This window comes from Mesorhizobium sp. M1312, from assembly GCF_040318115.1.
In the GTDB taxonomy this organism is placed as follows: Bacteria; Pseudomonadota; Alphaproteobacteria; order Rhizobiales; family Rhizobiaceae; genus Mesorhizobium.
Genome location: NZ_JAMYLQ010000049.1, coordinates 1 through 18,306, shown reverse-complemented (window position 1 = coordinate 18,306; position 18,306 = coordinate 1). Strand labels below are relative to the sequence as shown.

At 59.9% G+C, this 18,306-nt stretch carries 17 protein-coding genes and 1 pseudogene; 8 read left to right on the top strand and 10 right to left on the bottom strand.

What is annotated here, in order from left to right; all coding sequences use genetic code 11:
• Position 1: 1 nt before the first annotated feature.
• The 5 genes from NKH36_RS32580 to NKH36_RS32560 all read right to left on the bottom strand — a co-directional run bounded on the left by NKH36_RS32580 (position 2) and on the right by NKH36_RS32560 (position 4,686).
• Positions 2-535: a c-type cytochrome gene (locus NKH36_RS32580; RefSeq protein WP_352965952.1), complete on the bottom strand. Its 534-nt coding sequence runs from the start codon at positions 533-535 to the stop codon at positions 2-4.
• Between the two features lies 1 nt (position 536).
• Positions 537-1,349, bottom strand: a complete 813-nt coding sequence (locus NKH36_RS32575) for a substrate-binding domain-containing protein (RefSeq protein ID WP_352965950.1) — start codon at positions 1,347-1,349, stop codon at positions 537-539.
• Positions 1,350-1,380: 31 nt separating this feature from the next.
• Positions 1,381-3,204, bottom strand: coding sequence for a methanol/ethanol family PQQ-dependent dehydrogenase (locus NKH36_RS32570; protein WP_352965948.1), 1,824 nt, complete (start codon positions 3,202-3,204; stop codon positions 1,381-1,383).
• 53 nt (positions 3,205-3,257) lie between these two features.
• A complete protein-coding gene (locus tag NKH36_RS32565; protein WP_352965946.1) occupies positions 3,258-4,037 on the bottom strand; it encodes a GlcG/HbpS family heme-binding protein in 780 nt (259 codons plus the stop codon).
• A 271-nt stretch (positions 4,038-4,308) separates the two neighbouring features.
• Positions 4,309-4,686: a VanZ family protein gene (locus NKH36_RS32560; protein WP_352965944.1), complete on the bottom strand. Its 378-nt coding sequence runs from the start codon at positions 4,684-4,686 to the stop codon at positions 4,309-4,311.
• 505 nt (positions 4,687-5,191) lie between these two features.
• On the opposite strand from NKH36_RS32560, the gene NKH36_RS32555 reads away from it, so the two are divergent.
• Positions 5,192-5,428, top strand: a complete 237-nt coding sequence (locus NKH36_RS32555; protein WP_352965942.1) for a hypothetical protein — start codon at positions 5,192-5,194, stop codon at positions 5,426-5,428.
• Between the two features lie 31 nt (positions 5,429-5,459).
• Here NKH36_RS32555 and NKH36_RS32550 read toward each other — a convergent pair whose 3' ends face one another.
• The gene (locus tag NKH36_RS32550) at positions 5,460-6,302 is read right to left on the bottom strand and encodes an ATP-dependent DNA ligase (RefSeq protein ID WP_352965940.1); all 843 of its coding nucleotides are present in this window, start codon (positions 6,300-6,302) and stop codon (positions 5,460-5,462) included.
• Positions 6,303-7,381: 1,079 nt separating this feature from the next.
• On the opposite strand from NKH36_RS32550, the gene NKH36_RS32545 reads away from it, so the two are divergent.
• On the top strand, positions 7,382-7,885 hold the full coding sequence (locus tag NKH36_RS32545; protein ID WP_352965938.1) for a hypothetical protein: 504 nt from the start codon (positions 7,382-7,384) through the stop codon (positions 7,883-7,885).
• Positions 7,886-8,165: 280 nt separating this feature from the next.
• Here NKH36_RS32545 and NKH36_RS32540 read toward each other — a convergent pair whose 3' ends face one another.
• Complete coding sequence (locus NKH36_RS32540; protein ID WP_352965936.1) at positions 8,166-8,405, bottom strand: DUF6804 family protein; 240 nt, start codon at positions 8,403-8,405, stop codon at positions 8,166-8,168.
• Between the two features lie 586 nt (positions 8,406-8,991).
• On the opposite strand from NKH36_RS32540, the gene NKH36_RS32535 reads away from it, so the two are divergent.
• On the top strand, positions 8,992-9,285 hold the full coding sequence (locus tag NKH36_RS32535) for a hypothetical protein (protein WP_352965934.1): 294 nt from the start codon (positions 8,992-8,994) through the stop codon (positions 9,283-9,285).
• A 598-nt stretch (positions 9,286-9,883) separates the two neighbouring features.
• Here the strand turns inward: NKH36_RS32535 and NKH36_RS32530 are convergent.
• Positions 9,884-10,549: pseudogene (locus tag NKH36_RS32530) on the bottom strand (peroxiredoxin-like family protein).
• A gap of 308 nt (positions 10,550-10,857) precedes the next feature.
• Positions 10,858-11,706 (bottom strand): hypothetical protein, encoded by an 849-nt coding sequence (locus tag NKH36_RS32525; protein WP_352965932.1) that lies wholly within the window; start codon positions 11,704-11,706, stop codon positions 10,858-10,860.
• Positions 11,707-11,880: 174 nt separating this feature from the next.
• Here NKH36_RS32525 and NKH36_RS32520 point away from each other — a divergent pair, with 174 nt between their 5' ends.
• The 5 genes from NKH36_RS32520 to NKH36_RS32500 all read left to right on the top strand — a co-directional run bounded on the left by NKH36_RS32520 (position 11,881) and on the right by NKH36_RS32500 (position 16,911).
• Positions 11,881-12,024 (top strand): hypothetical protein, encoded by a 144-nt coding sequence (locus tag NKH36_RS32520; RefSeq protein ID WP_352965930.1) that lies wholly within the window; start codon positions 11,881-11,883, stop codon positions 12,022-12,024.
• Positions 12,025-12,539: 515 nt separating this feature from the next.
• The gene (locus NKH36_RS32515) at positions 12,540-13,133 is read left to right on the top strand and encodes a tetratricopeptide repeat protein (protein ID WP_352965928.1); all 594 of its coding nucleotides are present in this window, start codon (positions 12,540-12,542) and stop codon (positions 13,131-13,133) included.
• 1,273 nt (positions 13,134-14,406) lie between these two features.
• On the top strand, positions 14,407-15,807 hold the full coding sequence (locus tag NKH36_RS32510; protein WP_352965926.1) for a bifunctional AfsR/SARP family transcriptional regulator/alpha/beta hydrolase: 1,401 nt from the start codon (positions 14,407-14,409) through the stop codon (positions 15,805-15,807).
• A 2-nt stretch (positions 15,808-15,809) separates the two neighbouring features.
• Positions 15,810-16,379: an alpha/beta fold hydrolase gene (locus NKH36_RS32505; protein ID WP_352965924.1), complete on the top strand. Its 570-nt coding sequence runs from the start codon at positions 15,810-15,812 to the stop codon at positions 16,377-16,379.
• Positions 16,380-16,464: 85 nt separating this feature from the next.
• Positions 16,465-16,911 carry a recombinase family protein gene (locus NKH36_RS32500; protein WP_352965922.1) on the top strand — a complete coding sequence of 149 codons (447 nt, stop codon included), beginning with the start codon at positions 16,465-16,467 and terminating at the stop codon, positions 16,909-16,911.
• A gap of 215 nt (positions 16,912-17,126) precedes the next feature.
• On the opposite strand, the gene NKH36_RS32495 is transcribed toward NKH36_RS32500, so the two are convergent.
• Entirely contained in the window at positions 17,127-17,681 is a 555-nt protein-coding gene (locus NKH36_RS32495; protein ID WP_352965920.1) for an adenylate/guanylate cyclase domain-containing protein, read from the bottom strand.
• Positions 17,682-18,306: the final 625 nt, after the last annotated feature.

Genomic DNA, 18,306 nt, shown 5'->3' with positions numbered 1-18,306 from the left:
CTCACGGCGACTTCCCCAGTGTAGCGGCATTTGGCAGGCGATTTTCGGATGGGTGCACCATCATGTCGTCGTCGCGTCCTGGCGCGGCGGAGGAGGGTACTTTGCCGCTCAGCGAGCGGACGAAGGCGGCGAGTTCCCAGATCTGGTCGTTGGGGACCCTGTTACGGAAGCTCGGCATCCCGTTCGGGCGCCCGTCTCTGATCGTGGCGTGGATGCTTTCGATCGAACCGCCGTAAATCCACTTTTCATCCATGAGCGCAGGTCCCATGCCGCCACCGCCGTTGGCATGGCATCCGGAACAGTTGAACCAGTTGAACAGACGTTTGCCCTGGCTAAGATGGAACGCGTTTGCCTCGAACGCGGCTGCCTTGTTGTTGGACGGGGATGGCCGCTCGCCGCCTGGCGCAAGGGCAGTGACCGGCGTCGGTTGCTCGCCGGAGCCGAGCGCCGACAGAGGGCGGGTGTCGCGTTCCTCGCGCTGGCATCCGGCAATGGCGAGCATTGCGAACACCAGCAAGGGAAGGCCGCGGTTCATGTCACCGCGCTCCAGCAGTATCGAGCCGAGGCATGCCGTACTGCGCCAGAATCGCGTTGATCTCGGCGCGGTGCTTTGCAAGGGCAGCGTCCACTTCGCCGCGCAGCACATTATCCTCGTGGCGCACGCCCATTGAGATGTCGTAGATCATCGGCGATCGCGGACCGTCTATCCGCGGTTCAACCTGCGTAATCCGCAGCGCCACCTTCTGTTTGGCGGCAAAGTAGCCGGCCAGCGGGCCCCAGACGACGGCCATATCGATATCGCCGCTCGCGACCGCTTCGATGATGCGCGCCGGAGGGTTCGGCGCAGAATAGTCGCCATAGACCGGGAAGCCGATGAGATGGCCGACGATCCCGCGGCGCCCGAGCGCCTGGACGGGTGGGGAGTTGGCGCCATCATCGCCGATCAGCTGGACACCGATGCGCAGATTACGCAAGCGAGGATCGTTGAAGGACCTGACTTCCGGCGCCTCCTTGCGCGTCACGAAAACGTAGGACGAGCGGTAATAAGGCGCGGTGGTGCGCAGCATTTCGAGATTGGCGGGCGTGCCGGGCACGAGATCACACAGGCCGGCCTTCAACGTGTTGCGGATGAAGCCGCGGCGCTGCGCCCACCAAGTATAGGAAAGAGTGGCGCCAAGTTCCCTGGCGACAATCCCCGCGATCTTGTTTTCAAAGCCTTCGCCGCCAGCGTTGGAGAAGGGCATGTTGTTGGGATCGGCGCACACCCGCAGCTCGCGCGCGTTCGCCAGGGCGGCAACAAGGGAAAAGGCCAGCGCGCCGACTGTCGCGATAGAATGCCGGGAACGCATTCTCCCCCGTAGCGCAGGCCCGCCGATCGCTTCAAGGCAGCCGGAATACATACAGCGTACCTCCCGGCGTGGTTACGTCCTTCAGATCCTTCATGACGTTTGCGAAGCCGAGCGCAGCGCTGGCGTCGCGCGGGTCGAGGTCCCCCGACACGATGGCACCTGCCCAGCCACCGACACCCGACAGGATCGCGACATATTGGTGCCCGTCGGGACCGCGATAGGTGATCGGCTGGCCGATGATGCCGGAAGAGGTCTTGAACTGCCAAAGCAGTTTCCCGGTCGTTGCACTCACCGCCTTGAACCAGCCTTCCATGGTTCCGTAGAACACGACGTTGCCGGCCGTAACGACGGCACCGCTCCACACCGGAAAGTTCTCCTCCAGTATCCACGCCGGCTTGGCGGTAGCGACATCCCAGGCGGTGAAGACACCGCGATGTCCACCCGGCCCGGGTATCATGCGGACATTCATGCCGACATAGGGCGTGCCGGCGATGTAATTCACCTCGACGCCTTCTTCGTCCATGCACAGATTGTTGTGCGGGATGTAGAGCAAGCCGGTCTTGGGCGAGAATGCCGAGGGCTGCCAATCCTTCAGGCCGGATGCGGTCGGGCAGATGTTGCGTACGACCTTGCCGGTGCTGGTCTCTTTCTCGGGATTTACAATCAGCCGGCCTGTCTTGAGGTCGACTCCTTTGCTGGAATTGACTGGCCCGAATGGTACCGCGGACAAGACCTCGCCCGTCGTGCGATCCAGCAAGTAGACATAGCCGTTGCGTTCCGGCCGGACGAGCACCTTGCGGGGCTTGCCCTGCCAGGTCATATCCAGCAACACCTGCTCGTTGATGCCGTCGTAATCGTGCAAATCGTGCGGGGTCCACTGATAGAACCATTTTGCAGTGCCGGTGTCGGGATCGCGGGCAAAGATGCCGGACGTCCACTTGTTGTCGCCGGGCCGCAGGTCCGGGTTCCAGGGACCGGGGTTACCGGTACCATGGAAGATCAGGTCCAGGTCGGGGTCATAGGAAATCCAGCCCCACACATTGCCGCCGCCGATTTTCCAGGCGTCTGGCGGCCACGATGTGACGCCGAGATCCTTGCCCTTGTCCATGTCGTAATGCGGCTTGAAGTCGGGGCCGATCAGCACCTCGGCATCCGGACCGGTGCTGTAGGCTGTCCAGATGACATGCCCGTCGCCGGCGTCAAGTGCCTTGATCCAGCCGCGCACGCCCATTTCGCCGCCGGAATTGCCCACCAGAACCTTGCCCTTTACCACCAGCGGCGCCATGGTGATGGTCTCGCCGATGTTGATGTTGCCAATACGGGTGTTCCAGACCGGTTTGCCGGTCGCAGCGTCGACCGCGATGGTGTGCCCGTCGAGCGTGTTGAAGTAGAGACGCCCGTTGGAGAAAGCCGCACCCCGGTTGACCACATCGCAACAGGCAACACCCTGCGCGGCAGGTTCGGGATTCGGCTCGAACTTCCACTTCATCGGTGCGCCGGGTCTGGTGAGATCAAGCGCGTAGAGAATGTTGGGAAAAGGCGTCACGATATACATCGTGTCGCCGACAACCAGCGGCGCAGCCTCCTGGCCCTTGTTCACGCCGGTCGAGAAAGTGAAGGCTACCTGCAGCGTCTTGACGTTGTCCTCGGTGATTTCAGCGAGTTCGCTGTAGCGGGTCGAGGCATAGTTCTTCGCCGGCATGGTCCACTGGCCATCGTCAGGTGGGGCTGCTGCAGCAGGCGGCCTTATGGCAGGCTCCGCCGGCTGGGCGACCGCTCCGGCCACGAGCGCGAAGCCCGTCAGCAAGGTCCAGCCGATCACCCCCAATTTGGTACGACCATCTATCCTGGCCATTGTATCCCCTCTGGCAGGCGCCCCAATCTTCACCGCTACCTGTTGCACCTGTCTCATTCGTGCATCGAGCCGCCGACCCCGGCGCCGAGGTCCGCTGCTATGTCCGCCTCGCTTCCGGCACATAATGGATGGCCCCAGCCGGAAGCGCTCTTCCCGCCGGGGTCAAGATCATAGACGATGGCGTCTTTGCGATTTGGATTGACGCCGGCCGGCGCCTTGTCCAATCCAAGCGCAGCGCGCGTGCGCCATGCGACATTGTGATCGGCACAGGAGGAATCGCCGCTTACACCAAGCCCCCCGACGATCCCTTTTTCATCGTAAAGCGCCAGACCGCCGCCAAATGCGACTATGCCCCCGACGAGCTTTCCCGTCAGCGGGTCGCTGGAACTTCCAAATGTCGTAGGATTGCCTGCATAAGCGGCCGCCTGGTTGACAGGGTTGGTGGCCTGCAGGCCGAACAGGGCTCCGCCCGGCTGGACCGCCGCATAGATGTTAGCGGTCGAAAGGGCCATGTGGGCGAGGCTGAGCCCGTTGGCTGTGCTGGCCTTTTCGGCTGCAACCAGGCGGCTGCCGGGCCATTGGGCGTCGGGCGTGGGACCGCTGAAGGCGACGGCGCAGACCGCCCCGTCGCGCGCCACGACCGCCGCCCATTCATGGGTGTCAAAGCCGCCATTGCCGGGGCCGCCGCTCGCCCTAACGCTCGCCTTGAGGGCGCTGAGCAGTCTGCCATGGTCAGCAGGGCACGGCGCCTGCGCCCAGGCTTTTTGCTCGACGTATTCGATCGTCAGCAGGAACAAACCCAATGCTACTGAGGCAGTCCAATGACGATCCATTGCCCGCGCCGCATTTATTGAACTCTCCCTAACGCATGAGAGGCGCAGAAGTGCCAAACGTCATGAAATAAAATGCAAGATTGGTTTGGCTCGGAAGCAGCGCCCTTGCGTTCGAACATTGGAACGGTTCTGCTCTCTGTTGAGCCCAGATTCGCATCTCCGGAAGAAAGCGAGGCGCAGATCGCGCTTGCCCCGCGCTATGGTCCGCGCTGGCCGGCCGCTCTACGGTCGAGCGCAGGTGCCGACGCAGCCCAGCATCAAAGGAAGTGACCTAGGACAATCCGCTAACAAGCCTTTTTGCCCAGCTTGCAATTGTGAGCCCGTACGCCATGCCGGCACAATCGGCAAACCAGTCGAACAAATCCATGTCGCGTCCTATCATCTGCATTCCCTGAAGGATCTCGATCGCCGCCCCGGTAAGAGCAAGAAAAATTATCAGTCTTGCCCTGTGCTCTGGCCAACCGAAACTGCCGATTGCCGCCAACACGGCAAACGCTGCGGCGTGATTGAGCTTGTCATCATGAGAGGTGAAGCCCAAGCCGAAATTCTGCAAAAGCCACGCGGGGGAAAGCGCGAGCAGGAGGACACCTGCCAGCGTGACCAGAAAAGCAGTCCTTGCCGCGATGGGAAAAGATCTTGCCCGGAACAAATGAGGTCAGTCCTTCATAGAACTCACTGGGGCATAATCCTCACCGGATTTAGCAAGCTACGCAAGAGCCAGATTGGGATCTTGTGTCTGGTCTTCAGCGTTTAATGCGGCAGCATCAGGGCGGGTTGCCAACCACCCGGGAGCTGATGGTCGGTTGCTCAACCCGCCTGAACCTGTGCACGAGGGCGAACCCCTGGCCAAGGCGACTATCGAGACGGTCGAGCGGCTAACCCGATGCCCAGAACGAGGCTACTCCTCACTGAACCCAGCAGCGATCCATGGCGTATGTGGCTGTGATCGCCACGAAGACGATTGACTCGCAGCGGTGAGCCTCACTCCGTCGTTCCAGGCATCGCCTAACGTTTCGATTTCCATGAGAACAGAATAAGAACAAATTCCTGCTGCCGGTCAAGCCGTCTTGACGATCGCCAGGCCGGTGCCAGATGTCTCGGAGATGAAGCGGATCAGGACCAACAACCCCGGAACCGGCTACGGGGGAGGGCATATGGGTCTGGTTTTTACTGGCGAAGAGGGAACCACTGATCGGTTCGAATTGGTGCTTGAAGCCTTTGATGGAACAGAGCGTGTCCTGGTCGTGACGTCTACCGAAGCGGTCGAAGACTTCGGCTTGGATGCCGTCCACGAAATGGCATCTAGAAAGTACGATGCAGGGGAGTTGGACGAGATCGGCCGCGTTAGAGTTCTGACTAGCGACCTGCAAGGTGATAGCCCGCCACCGTGAGGCAGAGTGGCTTCGTGATGCCCAGACGAGTCTACTCCTCTCCGAAACCCAGCAGCGAGGCATGGCGTATGTGGCTGTGGTCGCCGCGAAGATGTTTTACGCGCAGCTTTACACCAGGCTTGACCCACTGCGTCGCCGGCCGTTTCTTCATGGCCTCTGGCGGCGGCCCAGCGTGCTCTCGAACCCGCTTCAACAGCCGCTCCTTCATGTCGCGGCCCAGGGTGATGAAGGCGGTACCAAGATATTTCCCGGTGCCGGGCTCCGCCAGTAACGCGAATGTCGCCTTGCCTGGCTCGCGCTCGACGCCGAGCAGTTCGAATTCGTCGACCGTCCAGCTCTTGGTCTTCAGCCAGTTCGTCGTCGGGCCGCTCCGATATTTGCTGTCGGCGCGCTTCGAAACGATCCCCTCGAGGCCGGCCTGGTCGGCGAGATAGAAGATCGCTTTCGCGTCGCCGGGCATGGCCTCGCTGAACTGGATCCTGTTGTTCGGCTTGATGATGCCGAAAAGAATCTCGCGACGCGCCTTGCAGCCGATGTCGCGCAGATCGTGACCGTTCAGGTGCAGTATATCGAAGGCGCCCATCATCATCGCGTAGGGATCATTGTGGACGGCTTTCTGAAGCGCGGCGAAATCGGGCAGACCGGCGTCATTGGGAATAACAGCCTCGCCGTCGATGATCGCATTCTCGACCTCGAGATCTCTAGCGGCTTCGACCAGCCCTGTATATTTGCTCGTCCAGTCCGCACCGGTTTTGGTGAAGACGCGAATATCCTCGGGGCTGTTGATGACGGTCTGTGACCGGAAGCCATCGAGCTTGATTTCGTGAATCCAGTCCTCGCCGCCGGGCGGCTTGGCGACCAGCTTGGGCCCCATCGGCGGAATGAACTCTAGCCGGCGGGCGCGGGTACTTACAATTTTACGCACTTATTCGATGTGGAGACGTTCCACGACAAGCGCATCGGCCGAACAGATGAAGCCAGCGGCGATCGGGAGGGACACCGATCTCTTCGAGTACCTTCATGTCGGCATCGATCTTAATCAGATTGTTGGGTTCGCTCCGCCAACGCAAAGGCTTGCAAATTCCTGGATTTGCCGATGTCTTGATCAGCGTTCGCAATGATCGAGAAGAACGCCGCGCGAGCGATGGCGCGTCGCGTTGCCTTCAGTCCCACATACATTCCCACATCGCGGGCAATTCCCCAATGATATCAATGCGGTTCAAAGGATATCATATCCTTATACGACCATGAGGGGCACTAGCGGGCACATTGAAGGCGCGGCCAGGTGCGGCAAGCGCGGAATTGTTCCGTTGCGTGTCTCGCAATCGGTGCTTTTGCATCACAAATCTGCTATCTTGCCGGTAGTGAAAGGCGGGCACATACCATGCATTGGAGTTGGTGGCTTTTCGCCGTCGCGCTAATCGTGATGACGTTCGTCAGCATGTTCTCACACGAAGCGATGAACGACACGAACACGACACGGTCTGATGCCGACCATCCAAGCAATTTCGGGCATCCTCTTAATTTCCTTGCTGGCTGGCGCGGCCTTTGCGTTCATAATAACTGCCGTGGTCGGTTTCCTCTTCTGACCCTTGAACCGTCTTTAACTCCGCGCGTTATAGGTGCGCCTGACGGAAAGCGCAGGGAGGGACCACATGGGCAATAAGCGACGCTCTTGGCTGCAAGGTTAGGACGAATCCAAAGCGATTGATAAAGAGTGGCAGGAGGCATGGTCGTATCTGCGATCGATCCTGCAACGCTAGGTGACGCCACGCGTCTAGGCAGTGCTAGCTCGCAGATGAGCACGGATAGCGGCGGCGTCTCTGACTTCCATTCGGTTGAGGCTGGCCTTTCGGATTTTGCCGCGTTGCGCAAGGCAATCACCAGGCGCCAGCATGACCTCTATTTCGCGCGTTCGATCTGCTGCATCTCAACGGCCACGATTTGCGCGACATGGCGCTTGAGGATCGGCGGGAAATCCTGGCCGGCCTCATATGGTCCGACAGCCGCATCCAGTTCAGCGAGACAATGCCGGGCGAGGCCAACGCAATTTATCATCTGATCGACGCGGCAGGCCTGGAAGGGATGGTATCAAAGCGTCGAGACAGCAAATATCGCAGCGGCCCGACCACCAATTGGCTGAAGACAAAATCCTTCACCGAAAGCGAGTTTGAACTTCTCGGAGTTGAACGCGAGAGGGGCAAGCCGGCGTTTGCTCTGATGGCTGACCCAGGCACCCGGAAAAATGTCGGCAGTGCGTTCGTGAGCGTCAATCGCGACATGCGAGAGCGGCTATGGAAGCGCGTCCAGGAACATGCCGGGCCACTGCCCAAGGACATGCCAAAGCGGCCGGCAACGCAGTGGGTCAAGCCGGGGATCAAGGCACGTGTGAAGCACCTCAGGGGCGAGGAGGATTTGCGTCACGCATCGCTGCAGGATTTTTGGGATCAGGATTAGGGTGACTGCCGCGTTTGACCTTTGGGCGAAGCCGCCTAGATTTCTCGCAAAGCAGAGCTGAGTTGTCGCAAACCTTTGGCGAATAGCCTGTGCCTTTCGAAAATTGCTAGCTTCTGCGGATAAGTGATCCGCACCTTGGCGTCGCACCCTTCGCATCTGAAGTGCGCGATCGTTCTTAGGGCAGAGCCCTTCCTTACCGCCGGATGCGAGCAATCCGGACAATTGAAGGTGAGGACAACATTAGACAAGTCTTTGGCTAAACGCTTTTCCATTCCCTTAGCTAACCGCGTTGACGATATGCGACAAAACCGAATAGGGCTGCGGCACCGACATTGAGCACCGCCCACAATTCCCGCGGCAAATGTATCGGCAGAAACGGATTGAAGATCAACGCGGCCCCAAACAGCGCCCAGCCCAAGGTCTGATTTCCGGGGCATCTGAGCGTTTTACCATGATCCCGCAGTAGATTCCGGCGAAAAAGACCACCACGCGGAGCATCTGGTAATCGCCGTATGGCCATGGCGCGACCGCCAGCAGCGATGCAATTGCAACACAGATCCAGACTAGCCGAACCGTCCAGCCGGCGTCGATAAAATAGTTCTCAGCATCTGCCCCTCCCCAAGGTAAAGTGGAGCAGATCACCAATGCGAGGCGCGCGCAAGCGACGGGCCAAGGACGGGCGTGAGATATCAGCAGCCGTTGCAAGCCGCAGATCACTATCATACTGCTCGAGTGGCCGGCGCCGCTTGGGGGGGCGGGGTAGATTGCCTTGTCGGGCGCCGGCCTAACGGATTGGGGTCCGCCGTTGAAAAGTACCGGCCTTGGCGATCCAAGTAACTTCCGTGATCGCGGAAGGCCCTAGGCGCTGCCGTCGATTTCGCTTTCCTCGTCGATCGACCGGACCGGCAGATAGGCGTTGGTTTCCAGCCATTCGCGCAGCACGATCTGAATGAGGTCCGACCGGCCAGACTCCCCGGCACGCCGTCAGTTCGCACGAGGCGGGCGGTTTGCTCCAGTCCGGAATTCCGATTTGGAGGCCGCCATTGCACAGCTGCCCTGCGACGTGCGAGTTTGTCAACCAAATGGCTCATCATGGGAATCTCGTCGTGTCCATTCGCCGGATTGCGTTGACCTCGGCAGCGGTCTCGCTTGCCTTCACAACCCTCGCCCAGGCCAGGCCGGACACCCGCGCCATGACCTGCCAACAGACGCAGGCGCTAATCCAGAGCCATGGCTCGGCGGTGCTGACCACCGGCCCGAACACCTATGCCCTCTACGTCCGTCGGTACAGCAATGCGTGCGACTGGTCGGAAATCCCAGCGGTAGGGTTTGTGCCGACGCGCGATGGCCAGTGCTTGGTTCATCGATGCAGAGAGCCGCTCTACACTCCTCCCGGCTGACGGTGACGAGCATAGCTATTCTGCTGCGCCCTTCGGTAGGAAGCGGATGCCAATCCGACGGCAAGTCCAAAACAGTTGCGTGGCTAAGCAGCAGGGCATGGACAAAGGCTCCGCTACATTACTCGCGAGCAACAAGCCGGCGCTTCGCCAATACCTCATGAATAGGTCAATGGCTCCTCAGGACGACGCCTATTGCCGATCGCTTGGCGAGCGAGTCGGAACAGACGCCTATGTGCAATGTCGCACGAACATTCCGCTAATCGGCCGGTAAACGATCCGCCGACGCGTCCCAAGCCGGTCACGTGCACATCAAATGTAGTGCTAGGTGCGGTAAGAACGACATGCCTGTGAGCCGCGCTTCGCATGTCCAGGCAATGCGCGGATATGTCGGCAGATGATCTATGATATACCGGATTAACTGGGGAACTAGTCGCCATGCTGCTCGCCGCAGGAAGCCATTCCGGACACCCACCACCGATAGCCAAATCAGCATCGACGAGTGGGTGAAACGCTTCGCGCCGAAGCGTGTCGACCCGGCTCGAACTAACGGTTTGCATAACACCTGCTATCCGTGCAGCCGACGTCCGCAACCGCTCCGCTACTGACCAATGTGCGACGCTGCCGACATTAGCTGCTGCATATTCGGAGCGCCGAACAGGCCGCCATCGAGAACTGGAGGTCCAGCGAACGACACCGTCGCGGTCGAGCAGGAACTGGCCGACGAGCTGCCCCATGCCGGTGGCCATCATCTGTTGATCCGCTTCTGTGATATCGTAGCTGTCCTTCTTGTTCAGATATTCGAGCGCCGCAAACGGGTCCATCGGCTCCGGCATCTCGCCCGGCAAGTCGACCCGCATCGACTTTGCATCGCTGATCGAAACCCTTTGCGGCCATGCGCTCTCGTCTTCGGTAATCATGTTCGGCAATCCAAAGGCGCGGTGTGAAGTCCGCTCCGGATCGGATGCCGCGAGCAGGCCTAGCATCGGATGGTATCGCAGATAGAGGCGCGCCCGCTCGATGGGCGTATTGACCACTGTCAGGCTTTCGATGCCCTTCTCGTTAAGGGCTGAGGTGAGCTGCGAAATCGTCGCGATATGACGCCTGCAAAAAGGACAATGGAGACCTCGATACAGCCCAACCAGCACTGGTTTCTCGCCACGGAAATCGTCGATAGCGATTGTGCCCTCGCGGGTAATCGCGTCGAGCACGAATTGGGCGCCGTTTCGCCCAGTTGCAGAGGGCCTACGTCGGTGCGGTCAGACATGCTTGATCCTCCTCGCGGGTCAATCCAGTAACGGAAGCGCGGGGTTACTTCCGGCTCCAGCCCGTGTTCGGCACATACTTCCTGTGCGTGTTGAAATTGCACTGTAGCACAGGGATGGCGGACGTTGGGGCGCCACCTTAGTGTCGGCACTTTCCGAGAGAGTAGTTACAGTCGTTGCTACCGCTATTTCTCAGGCAGCCCCGCCTTGATCAGGTCACTCACCTGTCGGTCCAGCACTTCGTCGTTGACGAAGTTGACCTCCCTGAACTTTTTCGCTGTCCAGCTCGGATCGAACTCAAGTGCCTTTTTTACATTGAGCTGGCTTCCTCAAGGTTTCCGAGATTTACCGCATTGATCGCCTTGAAAAGTGGAATGTTGGCAAACCAATCGCCAAGCTCCTCCATGACCTTGGCTGATTCCTGGTATCTCTCACCCGACGTCAGCGCCCATCCCTTCAAAAATGAATAGAAGCCTTTGTTGGCAGGGTCACTGCGGATGCCAACATCCGCCCAAGAACTGGCCTTTTCAATGTCGTTAACTCCAACGGCCACGTCGGTCAGCACTGCGACCATGTAGCCGTCATTCGGTGCCAAGGCGATCGCCGTCTCCGCCTCCTCAAGAGCACTCTTGAAGTCGCGCTCAACAAGTTTGGCGTAGGCAAGCAGCCAGTGGCCCAGCTTCTCTTCCAGAGGGGACAATTTGTCGTTGGACATCCCCTGCCTTGCCAGCACTCCGACCAAGCGCAAGTCTTCCTCCAGATTCTGTGACCAGCCGTTGACGGCACGAATATAGTGCAGGAAACCCATGTTGAATTTCAGGAGCGAAGAATCCGGGAACTTTGCCATTCCCTCGTTCCATATCCGATAGGCTTCCTCCGTCGTCTGTGGCGTATACTGCAGGAGTTTGTCGTGCCCTCTGAGATAATAATCATACTCCTCAAGGCTTGCGGCGTCCTTGCTCCAAGCCTCACCGTACGCTGCCCGCTTTAAGTGTCCGAAATCGCTCGCAAGCGCCCCAACGATTTTCTCCGTGACGGCATCCTGGAGCGCCATCGGATTGTCTCCCGACTGGTCAAACTTTTCCGCCCAGATGTGAGCACCTGTCTTGGCGTTGACCAGCTGCGCTACGATCCGAACCTGATCGGCATCCTTCCTCAAGCTTCGGGCCTCAACGAAGTGCGTCTATGGCTTCTCGGCTCGCAGGTGGCGCGAATGGGAGGGTGTCCACAAAGGTGACGAAGCGGTCTTTGACATCGAGCGAGCCTATACCCGCCGCGTCGTCAAAGCGGACTGGCGGGCCATGCGATGAACAGGCCGGCAGGAGACGTCTTCATGAAACGCAAGCCAAGCAAAACCGGGTTCACGAAACTGCTTGCCGGCGACACCACGCTGCTCTCGCCAGATCCGCTGATCGGACCGCTCGAACTAGAGACCGACAGCGGCCCGGTCGTTCTGTTGGGGCGGGCGGCGCCTTAGTCAAGTGATAGCTAATATCGGTGACCGCTTCATCTAATCGATGGACGAAGCCCATCAAGGGCCGGTGCTATTTTGGATGCATGTCGCGACCTTACTTATCCCCGAGCCACCTTGCTATCGCTATCCTCGCGATCAGCGTCAGCTATGCCGAAGCCGCATATCGTAAGGTCGAAACCGCGACGCTCGGTACGTATGCCAACTCGAAGAACCTGCAGGTTTGCACAGCGTCAAGCTCACTCTTCGAAGTCCTCGGTGACAAGTGTTTTCTCGTCAAAGGGCCTAGTTATGCATCCGAAATGTCCGCTATTGGATTTTAGCGAAAGCGTTACGAACGGCCGGATTGAGGCGCAAAGCTGCCGTTGGTATGTTGCAACATAATGATTTGCTTTGGCCAGCAAACAACTAGGCCGTCACGCATTTCCCCGGAACAGATCCTCTCGAAGCGTGTTGCGCCAGCTCCAAGCTAAATTGGAGCACAACCATGAAGCCCGAAGACGCCACCTACCCTCCTCTTGATGTCGCCAAGTCTGTCGCCCCTGGACAGGGCTGCTGCGCTGAAGCATGCCCACATCGCGCTGAGCATCGGTACGGACGATCCGCAGGCGCTGTGCATTGGGGCGTTCGTCCACGCAAACATTACCCACGACTACGAAAGCGCCATCGGGGCGCTCGATCGGGCGCTGAAAATGAACGCCAATTCAGCGCTCGCCTTCGGTTTCAGCGCCTTGGTGCATATGTTCTGCGAGCGATATGAACGAGCGACCGACCATGCTCTCAAGGCGTTGCGGCTCAGCCCGTTCGATCCATTGAACTACCACCCCTATCTGGCTCTGTCGTGGGTTCACCTGTTCACCGAACGTTTCGAGGAAGCCGCCCGCTATTCGACCTTGGCGATCCAGGCGAATCCTGGTTTCAGCATACTTCACGCCACACTCGTGGCCGCCCATGCCAATCTCGACCGCCTTGATGCGGCGCGCACGGCAGCCGAGCGGCTGTTGGAAATTGCGCCAGGCTGGACGATCAGCAGTTTCGTGCGGATGGACCTCGTGCGCCCGCATTTGATGGACGGATTTGCCACGACGTTGCGAAAAGCCGGGTTGCCCGAGTGAGCTTGTCATGCTCGTGTGGCATCCAATATTGGCTGGTGGTGCGATCTGTAACATCAGCTATTGGATCAGGGCCTGCGGTCGGCGACTGGACCTAGCCCGGAAAGCCGCTCAGCAGTCGGGTGCATTCGGTGAATTTTTCGCTTGGCATGCGACCATCCGCATCGCGCGAATGCTCTACGAACGTGCGCAACGTTCTCGCGCGGCAATCCCCTGCTAAACCTCAGCGCGGCAGCACTATGGCAGTAAGCTGCTTAGCGCTTGCAGGATCAGCAGCAACAATAAAAATCCAAGGACCGCCGCCAATACCCCCGCTACCATGACTGTGCGACGCCTGCCGCGCATGGCTTCCTCCCCAGAAAGCGCTTCCCCCTCTGAGAGTAGATATCGCTGCCGGTGAAAAAGCCAGCTAAATGTCGTGGGGGTGTTGCTTGGTCGACCACCAGATCAAGTAAATCGACCCTAGCTTCACCATTGGAACCCGTCTGTCTCGTTCGCGGGTTCGCAGCTCGCGATAGGTCTTCACCTTCAGTGTGCCGCCAGGCAGCCTAATGCGCAACGCCATTTGATATTTCCGCGATTCCGCCGCATCAAGAAGCTAACAGAGACTTTGGCGCGCGACAGATACGCGATCGCGGAAGGTGTCCATCGGGTACAGGCACTCAAACTATTGAACTAGCAGGCCGGCAGACTATGAAAGGCCGCAGCGCCGGGTTCGGGCGGCGGGTAGTAGCGGCTAGTCAACCGTATCGTGCAACGACTTCATAGCGATGCGCGGTTTGAATGGATGCAGTCGCCGGAAAAAATTACGCCCAACTCGCGCGATCAGCGCGAATGCGCGGATCGCGGTTGTCCGGAAATCGAACGAGCGGATCGCTGATACCGGGCAGGCCCGCTGCTTCTCGAGATAATGCGTAAGGGCAATATCGTTGCGTAACGGGCCGCCGCGCGACTGCTCATTCTGACCGGGATCATCATGCCATATGGGCCATTCGGCCGAACTCGGGCGTAGCATAGTGTCCTCCTGAATAAGGGTTGCTCGTCCGGACAATCTCCACCACGGCCGTGAGAGGCGCGTTGGAACCAGCGTGAAGGATTCGTGAAAACGCCAGGCCGATGAAAATGACGGTTGAATTAGCGGCAACTACAGAAAGGATCGCAAGAAGTTGTGGCTGTGGCGGATCCGATGACGCACCCTCATCTCTGTCTGCTAGGCGGTTTCGACTTCGCAGGAGGCGGTGCGGCGGCCCCGGTTTTCAGCCGCAAGGCGCGCGCCATGATGGCTTATCTCGCGCTGCAGTCCGGACACTCCAAGTCGCGCGAGAAGCTCGCCGCGCTGTTGTGGGGGGGCAACAGCGAGGCCCAGGCGCGGATGAACCTCCGGCAGGCCCTGTCCGCCATAAAGAAAGCGATGGACGCATCCGACGGCGGAAGGTTCCTGACGGATGGTCATAGCATCACCCTCAATCTCGATAATCTCGATTTCGATGTCGCGCGGTTCCAGGCGCTGGCCGCCAACTCGGCGCCTGAAGATCTCGAACAGGCGCTTGTCGTCTATCGCGGCGACCTGCTCGACGGCTTCGGCCTGAAGGAGGAGCCCTTCGAGGATTGGCTGCGGGTCGAGCGCGAGCGCCTGAGGGCGATGGCCGTCGCGGCACTGGACAAGCTCGTCGCGCATTACTGCACTACGAAGGATCATGCCTCATGCGTGCGCTCGGCAACGCGCCTCCTCGCCACGGAGCCGCTGAGGGAGGATATCCGCCGCACCCTGATGCGAGCCTACGCGGTCCAGGGCCGGCTCAATCTCGCGCTGAGGCAATATGAAAATTGCCGCGGTGCGCTGCAGCGGGAACTCAACCTGCAGCCCGAGCCGGAAACCCGACATCTCTATGAAGACCTGCGGACGCGCCGGATGACGCCGCAAACCGCCTCCCGGATAGCCGCCTCGGCGTCACCTTCCCAGACACCGCCACCGTCGCCAGCCCGAACCGGCGAGCGGCCGGCGTTTGAGGCCGAGCCGAGGCGCCCCGCGACCCACTATGTCAAATCGGCCGGGATCAACATCGCCTATCAAGTGACCGGCGACGGGCCAATCGACCTGATTCATGTGCCTGGGTGGGTCTCCAACCTCGACCTTGCCTGGTCGTCGCCGAGATTGGCGCATGTGCTCCAGCGCCTCGGCGGCTTCTCGCGCCTGATCCGCATGGACAAGCGCGGCACGGGGCTGTCCGACCGCAATGTCGGTTTGCCGACGCTGGAGAAGCGGATGGAGGACGTGCGGGCGGTGCTGGATGCGGTCGGCTCGAAGCGCACGGTTCTGTTCCGCAGCTCCGAAGGCGGCCCCATGTGCATGTTGTTCGCGGCGACCTATCCCGAGCGGACAGCGGCCCTTGTGCTCAACGGAGCCTACGCCAGCGGCAGATGGTCGAAGGATTACCCTTGGGCGAAAACAGGCGAGCAGGTGGAAGAGGATCTGGCCGTCGTCGAGAGAGAGTGGGGAGAACCGGCGGACATGAGCAATGCCGCGCCCAGCCTGATGAATGACAGTTTCGAGAGAGAATGGTTCGCCGCGTATCTCAGGAACTCAGCCTCGCCTGCCGACGCGATCGCGCTCTGGCGCTGGGGTACCGAAATCGATGTTCGCACCTTCTCCCAGCCATTCACGTCCCGACACTGATCGTGCAGACGGCAGGGGACCGCTGGGTAAAATCGGAAGAGGGGCGCTATCTGGCGACGCATATCGAAGGCGCCAAATACATCGAGCTTGCCGGCCGTGATCACGTAATCTGGGGCGAGAAATCCGATCGGCTCGTCGACGAGATCCAGACGTTCGTCACCGGCGCCTTGCCAGCAGCGCCGGGCGAAAGGGTTCTGGTGTCGGTGCTGTCCCTGGAGATAGCCGGCCCCGCTTCTTGTGTCGGCGCAGATCTGATCGAGCGATACTCCGAAGAGATCCGCGGCGAGCTGCTCGCTGCCGAAGGCAGACAGATCAGGTGCTCCGCAAGCGGGTTTTTCGCTGTGTTTCAACGGCCGACGAGGTCGATCCAGTGCGCGATCGCGATCCGTCATCGCCTGAGGCAATCCGGTCTCGATGTCCGCTCGGCAGTCCATACCGGCGAATGCCAGGAGCGTGGCGATAATTTCACCGGCATTGCGATCAGCTGTCATCGCGGCTGCTCGACCGTTCGCGGCCGGGTGAGATCATCGCGTCGCGGACGGTGCGCGATCTCGTCGTCGGCTCCGGCCTGATGTTCGAAGAGCATGGCGAACTGGAAGCGAGTGGGCTGCCCGGCAGCCTGCAGCTTTTTTCCGTCAGCAAACCCGGTGTCTGACGTTGGCCGGCAAAATCGCGGTGGCAGGGTTTCGGCAATCGGGCAGCCGGCAGTTAGGCTTGGGCATCGAGGCCCAGCGTGCCGCGGTCGCCCGCTTTGCCGAGGCGGAGGGAATGATCATCCTCCAGGAGTTCACCGAGATCGAAACCGGAAAGGGCGCGGATGCCCTGGATCGCCGCCCGCAACTTGCAGCCGCCCTCGCCCTTGCCCGCCAGACAAAATGCCCGGTCGTCGTGGCCAAGCTCGACCGCCTGTCGCGAGATGTCGCCTTCATTGCCGGCCTGATGGTCCAGCGGGTGCCGTTCATTGTCGCGGAACTTGGCGCCGATGCCGATCCGTTCATGTTGCACCTTTACGCCGCTTTGGCCGAGAAAGAGCGGCGATTGATCTCGGAACGAACCAAAGCCGCCCTCGCCTTCTCGCAAGACCACTGGAATGAAGCTCGGTAATCCGACCAACAAGCTGCGGCGAAAGGTCGGAAGATCTCGATCCGGGAGGCTGACAGATTTGCCCAGACCGTGCTGCCCATCATCGCCTCCATCCAGCAGTCCGGCGTCACCAGCCTGCGTGGCCTGGCAATCGCACTAAATAACCGCGGCGTTCGAACAGCGCGCAACAGCCAATGGCAAGTCTCTAATGTAGGACACCTGTTAGGGGAGCCGTGTCATCGAGCCAATGGATAGGTCTGCGGCGACTTCCGATTTGCCTCTTCGCAACGCAGCGAACAAAACCATGGCCCTTCCGGGGCAGCCCGTTGATAGGATGCATAAGGAGCATGCATCTTGCACACCGGATCGATCCAGGCCGGGTCAGGCGAGGGGGCAAGTTCGATCTCATAAATGGGAACTTCGCCAGCTACCGATCGAAGGGCTACCTTTCCGAGATCTCGCACCAGGATGCCTTTGGCGGCAGCGGCATCGGCAATGCATTGAGTCGCAAGCAATTGACCGGGGGACGCAAGCGAAGCAATGCGTGCCGCTATGTTGACGGTCGATCCAAACAGATCACCCGCCCGGCGGATGACCGGCCCATGGTTCAGCGCGGCCCGCGTCAGCGGCAGGCGCGGTTCTTTTCGGCATGCCTGCAACAGCGCTCCAAGCGCCTGGATCGCGACTTCCGGCTCAGGAAATGAGAGCATTGCCTCGTCACCGATCCATTTGATCGGAGGTTCATAGCCGCTAAGGGCTTCGCGGACCATGCTCTCGAAAATCTCGAGCACATCGATTGCCGCTGCATCTCCATAAACGTCCGCGATGGCGCTAAAGCCTGCAAGATCGATGAATGCAACCGTAGCCGAAGCGCCGGCGGAACTCTGCGTCTGGCTCAAATCCCTTTCCATGCGAAGTTATTTAACGCCGGTCGCACGGTTTCGCGAATCTCAGACGCGCAGCGGCGAGCGAAGAGGCGTCCATCTCGGCCTCAGCGTGCGCAAAGCTTGTAGCACCGCTCCAACAACCTCCGGGAACGTGCTGGCCATATCGCGGCAGAACGTAGCGTTCATTTTTCCAGGAAACCACTTGACCTTCCAGTAACTGGAACCGCGGCGTTCGAACAGCGCGCAATGGCCGATGGCGTGTCGAACGTGCGCAACATTTTGGGGTGGCAAGCTTCTGCGAACCTGCTTTTATAGGCGGGGAAGTTGCTGACCAGCATGTCCCCGTCGAAGCAGCAGGCCCTGGCTTGGCCTCGGGCATAGCAAATGAACGATGTTGGAGCGGATGTCGTCGATCGCCTCGATAAACGCGGTCCGCAGCATCGATCACCTCGCAGATCTTAAGGCGAACAGCCCCGCTCCGCAGATCAAAACTGCGCCGAGAACGGTGGTGATCTTCGGCACCTCGTCG

Excerpts from the sequence above, each read along its gene's own strand:
- NKH36_RS32540 (WP_352965936.1), bottom strand. The coding sequence starts at position 8,405 with ATGGCCATACGGCGATTACCAGATGCTCCGCGTGGTGGTCTTTTTCGC.
- NKH36_RS32580 (WP_352965952.1), bottom strand. The coding sequence starts at position 535 with ATGAACCGCGGCCTTCCCTTGCTGGTGTTCGCAATGCTCGCCATTGCC.
- NKH36_RS32515 (WP_352965928.1), top strand. The coding sequence starts at position 12,540 with ATGTCGCCAAGTCTGTCGCCCCTGGACAGGGCTGCTGCGCTGAAGCAT.
- NKH36_RS32510 (WP_352965926.1), top strand. The coding sequence starts at position 14,407 with ATGATGGCTTATCTCGCGCTGCAGTCCGGACACTCCAAGTCGCGCGAG.
- NKH36_RS32555 (WP_352965942.1), top strand. The coding sequence starts at position 5,192 with ATGGGTCTGGTTTTTACTGGCGAAGAGGGAACCACTGATCGGTTCGAA.
- NKH36_RS32545 (WP_352965938.1), top strand. The coding sequence starts at position 7,382 with ATGGCGCTTGAGGATCGGCGGGAAATCCTGGCCGGCCTCATATGGTCC.
- NKH36_RS32565 (WP_352965946.1), bottom strand. The coding sequence starts at position 4,037 with ATGGATCGTCATTGGACTGCCTCAGTAGCATTGGGTTTGTTCCTGCTG.
- NKH36_RS32550 (WP_352965940.1), bottom strand. The coding sequence starts at position 6,302 with ATGGGGCCCAAGCTGGTCGCCAAGCCGCCCGGCGGCGAGGACTGGATT.
- NKH36_RS32575 (WP_352965950.1), bottom strand. The coding sequence starts at position 1,349 with ATGCGTTCCCGGCATTCTATCGCGACAGTCGGCGCGCTGGCCTTTTCC.
- NKH36_RS32520 (WP_352965930.1), top strand. The coding sequence starts at position 11,881 with ATGAAACGCAAGCCAAGCAAAACCGGGTTCACGAAACTGCTTGCCGGC.
- NKH36_RS32570 (WP_352965948.1), bottom strand. The coding sequence starts at position 3,204 with ATGGCCAGGATAGATGGTCGTACCAAATTGGGGGTGATCGGCTGGACC.